The following is a 9485-nucleotide window of genomic DNA, read 5'->3' as shown; positions in this document are numbered from 1 at the left end:
ACCACGGCTTGCGGATCAGATCCTGCAACCGGCCCGTCATGCCCTCCCCGCGCACGTGCTCGAGGACGACGAGCCTTCCCCCCGGCGTGAGCACACGCCGGATCTCAACCAGGGTGGCGGTCACGTCGTCGACCGAGCACAACACCAGGCCGACGTGGACCGAGTCGAAGCTGTTGTCGGGGAAGGGAATCGACTCGCCAGTCCCCTCGAGGATGTCGACGGTGATGCCGTGGCGATCGGCAAGCCGGGACGCCATCCGGCGGAACGGCGCCTCCGGCTCCACCGCGGCGACCGACGTCACCGCGGGGGGCAGGAACCTCAAGTCGGTGCCGGGCCCCAGGCCGAGCATGAGCAGCCGGCCGCTCGCGTTGCTCAGCGCCGCGCGCCGATACCGGTGATAGAACAGCCGGTCGAAGACCGGCTGTCCGAACCGATACACGTACGGGAACAAGGGATTCCGGCGGGTCATTGACTACCCAGATCCATTCGGAACGGCGGGTATTCGTCGCGCATCAGGGACACGTAGACGGCCACCCGGTAGCGCCAGCGGACGATGCCCAGCAGGAGATCGAACATGCCCGCAGGGATGGTTCCGGTGCACAACAGTGTCACCGCGGCGATCACGCACAGCAGTTGCAGGAGCGGCTCCATCGACCAGCACAGGAGGATGTGCGGGACGGCGAGCAGCCACTTCACCAACACGGCCCAATTCCTCAGCCGCTGCGGATACTCGACCTGCAGGTCGCCGGGGTAGCCGGGCCGCGACGCGAGGGTGAACGGCGGATAGGAGTCCGTGCTGTTCATCGGAAACCTGAAATTCATGACGCGCCACGACCAGCGCAGCACGCCGACGTTGAAGTCGAAGAGAGGCCGCGGATACCGCCCGGTGCACAAGATGACGACGCCGGCGACCACGGTGGACAACGGATAGATCAGATAGAGCCCGATCAATATGGGGTAGTGCGGAACCGCCAGTACGCACCACTTCAATAGCCAGAGCCACCGCGACGGTGCGTCGAAATCGCCTCGCACCGTGACGAATTCATCCGAAGCGTTCATGGACTGGATCGACCGGCCGTCGCTGCCCCCACCCCTCGACTGATCTCCCCGGACATGCGGCGGTGACTGGTCCAACGCAGAAACGTCGTCAGCGCGCGGGCCTGCAGCCGGTCGGGAATCAGCGCCGCCGGGCGCAGGACGACCTCACCGTGCGAGACCGGCAGCGACGCCAACCGGGACACGGCCATCACCCTGCGCCGGCGGGTCTTCTCATACCAGCGCAACGCGCTCGCAACGTCGCCGGTGCCGTGCACCTCCGACAGCGCCTTGCACAGCACCATGGTGTCGAGCAGAGCCTGGTTGGTGCCCTGCGCCAGGGTGGGCGGCATCGTGTGGAAGGCGTCCCCGAGCAACGTGACCGCACCGCGGCCCGCGGGCGGCATCGGATGCCGGAAATGCGGGTACGGCGAGTGCGCCAGGTCGTCGTCGGTCAGGGCCGCCAGCACCCGATCGACGGTTCCGCACCACCCGGTGAAATGGGACCGGATGGTCTGGATCGGGCTTTGCGGCCGGACGAAGTCGCACGACCACGGCAGGTCGAACCACCACTGCACCTCGGAGCCCCCGGCCGGCCACAGGCCAAGGTTGCCGCGCTCGCCGATGACCATGAGCGCGGAGTCCTTGTCCGGGATCTCCGGGAGTGTGATCAACCCCTGCCAACTGCACCAGCCGGTGGGCTTCGCGTCGGGCCCGCCGACTGTGTTGCGGACCATCGAGTGCAGGCCGTCGGCTCCGATCACCAGATCCCCGTCGGCCGAGCTGCCGTCGCCGAACTCGACGCGCACACCATCGTGCGTGCCGGCCAACGCGATCGCGTGCGCGCCGCAGCGGATGCGGTCGGCCGGGAAGCCGCCCAGCAGCCGCTCCAGCAGGGTCCGGCGCGGCACCATCCGGACGGGCGCGCCCAGCCGGTCGGCGATCGCGGACACGTCCAGCGTGGCGAGCGGGCGGCCCGTGGACGTCACGGCTCGCACCGTGCGCAGCAGCTGGCCGGCCCCGTCCATCTCCACGCCCAGTTGCCGAAGCACCGTCTCGCCGTTGGACCAGATCGTCACCGCGCCGCCGGCCGCCCGCACATCCGGCCGCCGCTCGAAGACGGTGACGTCGTGGCCGTCTCGCAATAATCCCCTGGCCACCGAAATGCCGCCGACCCCGGCGCCCACCACCAGGGCCCGAAGTGGACGCCGGTGGCTGGACATGTCAGTGGCCTATAACGACCGCTGCAGCAGAACCTGGCCGCTGTCGGCGGCCACCACCTGCACGGCGGCGATCTGGTCGACCGGCGTCGAGATGCTGCCCGCGGGCGTCGCGGTGCGGCCGGGTTCGGCCACCCAGGTCGCCAGCCGGGTCTGGGTGCCGTCGCGACCCACCACCACCATCGCCAGGGTGTCGTGGTGGGCGTTGAGCGGCGCCAGGCACACGCACCGCAGGTTGATGGACGTCCCCCAGTGCTCGCTGGACAGCTGCACCGTCGAGGCCAGCAGGGTGGTACCCACCTGCGCCATCGGCGCGGACGGCGCGGCCACCTGCGGCGACGGCGACGAGTGATACCCCTGAACCCCGACGAACACGCCGACGGCCAGGAGCACGGCCGCGGCCGACGAGGCCACCCAGGTCACGATTCGCGTGCGGCGGCGGCGCCAGCTCACCTTGGCCAGCAACGACGGCAACAACTGCGGCGACAGCTCCGGCGTCACCGGCGCGGGACCGGACTCGTGGATCGCGGCCACCTCGTCCCCGCCGAGCTGCGACAGCAGGGCCGGCACGCCACTCAGGTCGGCGACGGCCTCGCGGCAGGCCGGGCAGTGCGCCAGGTGCGCCTCGAATTCGCGTCGCTCGCTGGCCGACAACGAGCCCAAAACGTATGCGGCATCCCACATCACGTAGGGGTCGTCCGGTGCGCCAATCCCCCGAAGCGGCGTTTTCATGTCATCCATTTCCTCATCACCCTTTAAGCATTCGGAGCCCTCAGCGGGTGACCCCAAGTTCCTGCAGAGTGAGCCGCAACGCCCGCACGGCGTAGTGTAGTCGCGACTTCACGGTTCCCTCGGCGATCCCGAGGTCGGCGGCAATCTGGGCGGTCGTCCAGCCGCGGTAGTAGGACCGGTCTATGACGGCCCGGTGCTCGGGGGACAGTTGCGCCATCGCGTCGGCGATCAGCAGTTTGTCCAGTGCCGCGTTCACCTCGTCCGGGGTGGACCGTTCCGGCGCGCCCGCCTCGTCGGTCGAGCCGACGATGTTGCGGAACCGCGCGCTGCGCCGGTCGTCGATGATCATGTTGCGGGCGACGGTGAACAGCCAGGCCCGCGCCGAGCGCTCGGTGTCCCCGACGACCTCCGGATGCTGCCAGGCCCGCAACAACGTCTCCTGCACGACGTCCTCGGACTGGCTCGCGTCCCCCGTCAACCGGAGCGCGTACCGCCACAGGACCGCCGCGTGCTCGTCGTAGAGCGCCTTCATCAGGGCGGCTTCGGCAGCCCCGGATGCCCTCCAACTGCCTGCCACACGGGCCACACGATCACCTCCGACTTCTGATACGAGTCGAATGGCTGTTTAGTTCAGCTAAGGCAGGGTCAGGATGCGCGGCCCGGCGTCGGTGACCGCGACGGTGTGTTCCCAGTGTGCCGCACGGGACCCGTCGGAGGTGGTGACGGTCCACTCGTCGTCGAGGACCACGGTCTTGCCCGTCCCGAGGGTCAGCATCGGTTCGATGGCCAGCACCGACCCGGGGGCCAGCAGCGGACCCCGGCCGGGCGAGCCCTCGTTGGGCAGGAACGGGTCCATGTGCATCTGCCGGCCGATGCCGTGCCCGCCGTAGCCCTCCACGATCCCGAAGGCGCGCCCGTGCCGCTCCCGCGCCGCCCGCGTGCCCGTTTCGATGGCGTGCGAGACGTCGGTCAGCCGATTCCCGGGCACCATCGCCGCGATGCCGGCTTCCAGCGATTCCCGGGTGGCGTCGCAGAGGGCCTGGTCGGCGGCGTCGAGCGTGCCGACGCCGAACGTGACCGCGGCATCACCATGCCAGCCGTCCAGCACCGCCCCGCAGTCGATGGACACCAAGTCACCGGGCGCCAGGATCTCCGCGGCCGACGGGATGCCGTGCACCACCCGCTCGTTGATCGACGCGCAGATCGACGCGGGGTATCCGTGGTAGCCGAGGAACGACGGCACCGCGCCGGCCTCCCGGATCACCGACTCGGCGATCTGGTCCAGGCCTAGGGTCGACACTCCTGCAACCGCGGCCGCCCGCACCGCCTGCAGCGCGGCCGCCACCACCGCCCCCGCCGCAGCCATCGCGTCGAGTTCACCGGCGGTGCGCTGCGGCACGACTTTGCGACTCCGCAGCCGCGCCAGCGGGTTCACGGTTACTTGCCCAGCGCTTGCAGGGCACGGGCGAACACTTCGTCCATCGTGCCGACGGCGTCGACCGTCTTGAGTTCGTCGCGGTAGTACTCCAGCAGCGGCGCGGTCTCGTCGCGGTAGACCTTCATCCGGTTCAGGATGACGTCATCGGTGTCGTCGGCGCGGCCGCGCGACTTGAGCCGTTGCAGCAGCTCCTCCTGCGAGACGCGGAACTCCAGCACGGCGTCGATGTCGGTGCCCCGCTGTTCGAGCATCTGGTGCAGCGCTTTGGCCTGCTCCGTCGACCGCGGGTAGCCGTCCAGGATGAAGCCGTTGGCCGCGTCGGGGTCGTTCAGGCGGTCGTCCACGAGCTGGTTGGTCAGCTCCGAGGGCACCAGGTCACCGGCGTCCAGGTAGCGCTTGGCCTCCAGGCCGAGTTTGGTTCCGTTCTCGATATTGCTGCGGAACAGTTCCCCGGTGGAAATTTGCGGGATACCGAGCTTTTCGGAGAGCTTCTGGGCCTGCGTCCCCTTACCCGCCCCGGGCGGTCCCAGCAAAACGACTCTCACTTGAGGAACCCTTCATAGTTGCGCTGCATGAGCTGGCTCTCGATCTGTTTGACCGTATCCAAGCCAACACCAATCATGATCAAAACCGCCGTACCGCCGAACGGCAAATTCTGCACCGCTCCGCCATTACCGATTTGCAGGAACAAGTTGGGCAGCACGGAGATCGCGCCGAGGTAGATCGAGCCCGGCAGGGTGATTCGGCTCAGCACATAGCGCAGGTAATCCGCGGTGGGCTTCCCCGGCCGGATGCCGGGGATGAACCCGCCGAACTTCTTCATTTCGTCGGCACGTTCGTCGGGGTTGAACGTGATGGACACGTAAAAGTACGTGAAGAAAATGATCAGCCCGAAGTAGATGCTGATGTAAATCGGGTCGCTGGGGTCGGACAGGTAACTGCCGACGAACTTGTCCCACCAGCTGTTGCCCACACCGCCGCTGCCGCTGCGAATCAGCTGCGTGATCAGGTGCGGAATGTAGATGAGCGACGACGCGAAGATGACCGGGATGACGCCGGCCTGGTTGACCTTGAGCGGCAGGTAGGTCGACGTTCCGCCGTACATGCGCCGGCCGACCATGCGCTTGGCGTACTGCACCGGGATGCGGCGCTGCCCCTGCTCGACGAACACCACGCCGACGATGATGACCAGGGCGGCGACGCAGACGGCGGCGAAGATGGCCCCGCCGCGGCTGTCCAGGATGGTCTTGCCCTCCGACGGGATGCGCGCCGCGATGCCGACGAAGATCAGCAGCGACATCCCGTTGCCGATGCCGCGCTCGGTGATCAGCTCGCCCATCCACATCACCAGCGCCGCACCGGCCGTCATCACCATCACGATGACGACCAACGTGAAGATGCTCTGGTCGGCGATGATGTCCAGCGAGCAGCCCTGCAGCAGCCCGCCGTTGGCCGCCAGCGCCACGATGCTGGTCGCCTGCAGGATCGCCAGCGCGATGGCCAGATAGCGGGTGTACTGCGTCATCTTGGCCTGGCCGGACTGGCCTTCCTTGCGCAGTTCCTCGAACCGCGGGATGACGACGGTGAGCAGCTGCACGATGATGCTGGCGGTGATGTAGGGCATCACCCCGACCGCGAACACCGTCAGTTTCAGCAGCGCGCCGCCGGAGAACAGGTTGATCAGCGAATAGATCTGCCCGGCCGCGCCGCCGCTGGCCTCTTTGATGCACTGCTGGACGTTCGGGAAATTCACGCCGGGGGACGGCAAAGCGGCGCCCAGCCGATAGAGAACGACGATACCCAGCGTGAAGAGGATCTTCCGTCTCAGGTCGACTGTCCGCAGCGATGAGATGAAAGCCGAAAGCACTCTTCCTCCTGCGAGCCGGGGGTCTCCTGCATTACGCGCCCAACACCCCGCAGGCCAGGACGTACGGCGTCGCGCGTCAAACCGTGTACGAGACTAACAGCTGGGCCGGGTGGGTCCGTCCAGGCCCGTCGTCGGGCGACCGATAAACGCACAGGAAGCCGTCAGCGGTTGAGCGTAGAGTGCTCTTGACTCGTTGCGTTTGCTAAGTAAATGGGAGCAGGATGACACGCACTGACCAAGACAGCTGGGACCTGGCCTCCAGCGTCGGTGCCACGGCCACGATGGTCGCCGCGGCGCGCGCGCTGGCCAGCGAGGGCACCGACCCGATCATCGACGACCCGTTCGCGGCCCCGCTGGTGCGGGCAGTGGGACTGGAATTCTTCCGCCGGATGGTCGACGGCGAGGTGGCCCCGGCCGACGCGCAGGAGGGCGAACGCGACCTGCAGCTGGAAACGGATTCGATCGCCGTGCGCACCCGGTTCTTCGACGACTTCTTTCTCAACGCCGCCCGCGACGGCATCCGCCAGTCGGTGATCCTGGCCGCCGGCCTGGACGCCCGCGCGTACCGCCTGGGCTGGCCGCCCGGCAGCGTGGTCTACGAGGTCGACCAACCCAAGGTCGTCGAGTTCAAGACCGCTGCGATGGCGCAGCTGGGCGCCACGCCCACCGCCGACCGGCGCACCGTCAGCGTCGACCTGCGCGACGATTGGCCGGAAGCGTTGCGGCGCAGCGGATTCGACTCGACGCAGCCGACATCGTGGAGCGCCGAGGGCCTACTGATGTACCTGCCGCCCGAAGCCCAGGACCGGCTCTTCGACAACATCACCGAGCTCAGTGCGCCCGGCAGCTTGTTGGCCACCGAGTTCCACGGCGACTCCGGGCGGACGATGACCGAACGCGCGCAGCAGTTCAACGAGCGGTGGGCCAACCTGGGTTGCGACATCGACCTGTCGGGGCTGTTCTTCGACGGCGAGCGCAGCAATGTCGTGGACTACCTGACCGGCCGGGGCTGGCGGGTGACCACCCGCGAGCGACGGGAGTACTTCGCCGATTACGGCCTGGTCTTCCCCGACGACGAGACGTCGCAGCTGCGCAACATCGTCGCGGTCACCGCGACGCTGGGCTGAACGCCGGAGTAAGTCTGGCTTTGCCGTAGCTCAGGCCGGCCGGGCGGACGGCGCCCGCACCACCATCGGCACGGCGGGGAAGCACCAGGCCATCTCGGTGCGCGACTTGCGCAGCGCGGCGGTGCCGTAACCCTTCTTGCGGTGCTCGGGGTGGATCCAGATGCGCACGTTGACCTCGCCGCCCAGCAGCTCGCCGAACACCATCCCCACCTTCTCGCCCGAGTCGACGGCCACGAACCAGGCGGCCTCCTCGTCGTCGAGGCGTGAGAGCGCCGCGCTGATCTCGTCGTCGAGGTTGCCGGCCGGTCCGCCCGAGCCGTCACCGGCGGCGCCCATGTCCTCGGTGCGGGCGGCGAAGATGTCGCGGTCCTTCTCGGCGGAGAAGGGCCGCAGCTCGAGGGTCTCCCCCGAGCTGGCCGGACGCTCGCCGAGGGTGAAGCTGAGTTGTTTGTTCAGGTCCTCGAGTTCGGCCAGAATCTTGCGGCGCGAGTCGATGGTGAGCTGATCGAACGACATGCCCATCACCGCTTCGGCGGCGACGTGCGAGGTGTCGAGCAGGCGGACGATCGCCTCGACCGCGGCCGCCTTGTTCTCGGATTCCACCACGACGTCGGCGATTTCATGGCGCCGCTCAAGGGCTTTCAACAGAGCGTCGGCGATTTCGCGGCGGGCGGCTTTGCGGTCGTGGTCGGTCATTGCACCAGCCTAGAACGCCGGGGGAGGTAGTGCGCTACATCGGCGGTTTCCCAGCTCCAGGAATCGCTGGTAGCGATCCTCGATCGCCGTCGCCCAACCGGGGTCGGGTTCGACGACGCGTTCGGTGCGGGCCCATCGGGCAGCGTCGGCGATCGCGGTCTCCAGGCCGACCGCCATGCGCGCGAGGAAGGCCGCACCCAGCGCCGCGCCCTCGGGTACCGCAGACAGCTCGACCGGCCGCCCGGTGGCGTCGGCGATGGCCTGCATCCACGGCCCGACCCGGGTGCCGCCGCCGCTGGCGACGATGCGCGCCGCCGGCGCCCCGCTCAGTTCGATCAGCTGGCGCACCACGAAGCCCGACGCCTCGTAGGCGGCGCGCCGGAGCGCCGCCGCGTCGTGGGTCAGGTCCAGTGCGTCCAGCATCGCCCGGCGATCCGGGTCGTGGAACGGGGTGCGCTCCCCGCGGATGTAGGGCGACCACACCGGCACCCGCCCGGGCCGCGCTGCGGCGGGGTCGCCCGGTGCAACCACGCGGTCAACCCAGCCGAGGAACAGCCCACCGGCATTGCTGGCGCCGCCGATCTGGCTCTTGCCCGCGGCCGTATGCGGGATGGTCCACAGGCCCGGCACCTGCCGGGCTTCTCCGAGCGTGGTCCACACGATCAGGGTGGTGCCGCACAGCACCAGCACGTCGCCGTCGCGGTCGGCGCCGGCCACGATCTGCTCGCAGAGCGCATCGATCGCGCCGATCGCCAGGGCGGCGCCGCTGCCGCGCACCTGCCCCACGGCGGCCCCCATGCTCTCGACTTGCGGCATCTGCTCGGGCCGCGCGCCGCGTTCGGCGCACGCCTCCGGGCTCCAGCGCGTCCCGTCGAACAGCGGGTAGGCGGTCGCCGCGGTGGCGAAGTCGATCACCGACTCGCCGGCCAGCGCGTGGTTGGCCACCGCCGGCGCCGGCCAGTAGCCGGCCGCGCCCGGCGCCCGCGCCGCGGTCCAGCGCAGGAACTCGGCGGCCTCGCCCAGGGCCGGCAGCGGCTGCGCCTGCTGATCCGGCGTCCGGCCGCGTTCGTCGCCGTACAGCAGCCCCGGCGTCACCGGCACGCCCGCGGCGTCGACGGCCGTCAGCGACGGCACCATCGCCGACACGGCCACCGCGCGGACGTCCGGTCCGCCCAGCCGTTCCAGCGCCGCCAACGGTCCCCGCCGCCACGCCTCGTCGGCGTCGTGCTCGAGCCGGTTCGGCGCCGGCACCCGCAACTGGTGCGGGATCCGCGCACGCGCCGTCACCCGGCCGTCGGCGTCCGCGGCGACCGCCTTGACCGCGGTGCTGCCGACGTCGATGCCGATTGTGACGTCTTTGCGTGACACGG

General features: G+C 69.2%; 11 protein-coding genes. 1 reads left to right on the top strand and 10 read right to left on the bottom strand.

The features are described from left to right. The 8 genes from A5692_RS01865 to secY form a co-directional block, all read right to left on the bottom strand. Window positions 1-469: class I SAM-dependent methyltransferase (locus A5692_RS01865; RefSeq protein WP_068051471.1), on the bottom strand; the 469-nt coding region annotated here is incomplete at its 3' end. After that, window positions 466-1032, bottom strand: a complete 567-nt coding sequence (locus tag A5692_RS01860) for a DUF4389 domain-containing protein (RefSeq protein ID WP_068051477.1) — start codon at window positions 1030-1032, stop codon at window positions 466-468. The genes A5692_RS01865 and A5692_RS01860, both read right to left, overlap by 4 nt. A 23-nt stretch (window positions 1033-1055) precedes the next feature. Continuing rightward, a complete protein-coding gene (locus A5692_RS01855) occupies window positions 1056-2258 on the bottom strand; it encodes an NAD(P)/FAD-dependent oxidoreductase (protein ID WP_068051469.1) in 1203 nt (400 codons plus the stop codon). A 9-nt stretch (window positions 2259-2267) separates the two neighbouring features. Next, on the bottom strand, window positions 2268-2987 hold the full coding sequence (locus A5692_RS01850; protein ID WP_156765877.1) for an anti-sigma factor: 720 nt from the start codon (window positions 2985-2987) through the stop codon (window positions 2268-2270). A gap of 40 nt (window positions 2988-3027) precedes the next feature. Further along, window positions 3028-3573, bottom strand: a complete 546-nt coding sequence (locus A5692_RS01845; protein ID WP_082962314.1) for a sigma-70 family RNA polymerase sigma factor — start codon at window positions 3571-3573, stop codon at window positions 3028-3030. Between the two features lie 48 nt (window positions 3574-3621). Continuing rightward, on the bottom strand, window positions 3622-4422 hold the full coding sequence (gene map, locus A5692_RS01840) for a type I methionyl aminopeptidase (protein WP_068051464.1): 801 nt from the start codon (window positions 4420-4422) through the stop codon (window positions 3622-3624). Between the two features lie 2 nt (window positions 4423-4424). Then, the gene (locus A5692_RS01835) at window positions 4425-4970 is read right to left on the bottom strand and encodes an adenylate kinase (protein ID WP_068051462.1); all 546 of its coding nucleotides are present in this window, start codon (window positions 4968-4970) and stop codon (window positions 4425-4427) included. After that, window positions 4967-6292 (bottom strand): preprotein translocase subunit SecY, encoded by a 1326-nt coding sequence (gene secY / locus A5692_RS01830; protein WP_055405236.1) that lies wholly within the window; start codon window positions 6290-6292, stop codon window positions 4967-4969. Before secY ends, A5692_RS01835 begins: the two co-directional genes overlap by 4 nt. A gap of 221 nt (window positions 6293-6513) precedes the next feature. Here secY and A5692_RS01825 point away from each other — a divergent pair, with 221 nt between their 5' ends. Further along, a complete protein-coding gene (locus tag A5692_RS01825; RefSeq protein WP_068051460.1) occupies window positions 6514-7419 on the top strand; it encodes a class I SAM-dependent methyltransferase in 906 nt (301 codons plus the stop codon). A gap of 30 nt (window positions 7420-7449) precedes the next feature. Here A5692_RS01825 and A5692_RS01820 read toward each other — a convergent pair whose 3' ends face one another. Both A5692_RS01820 and A5692_RS01815 read right to left on the bottom strand, forming a co-directional pair. After that, complete coding sequence (locus A5692_RS01820; RefSeq protein ID WP_068051458.1) at window positions 7450-8115, bottom strand: GNAT family N-acetyltransferase; 666 nt, start codon at window positions 8113-8115, stop codon at window positions 7450-7452. A gap of 9 nt (window positions 8116-8124) precedes the next feature. Further along, complete coding sequence (locus A5692_RS01815; protein WP_068051455.1) at window positions 8125-9483, bottom strand: FGGY-family carbohydrate kinase; 1359 nt, start codon at window positions 9481-9483, stop codon at window positions 8125-8127. Between the last annotated feature and the right edge of the window lie 2 nt (window positions 9484-9485).

Origin of the sequence: Mycobacterium sp. E342 (genome assembly GCF_001667665.1) — a bacterium.
GTDB lineage: Bacteria > Actinomycetota > Actinomycetes > Mycobacteriales > Mycobacteriaceae > Mycobacterium.
This window is presented reverse-complemented; position numbering and strand designations above follow the sequence as displayed.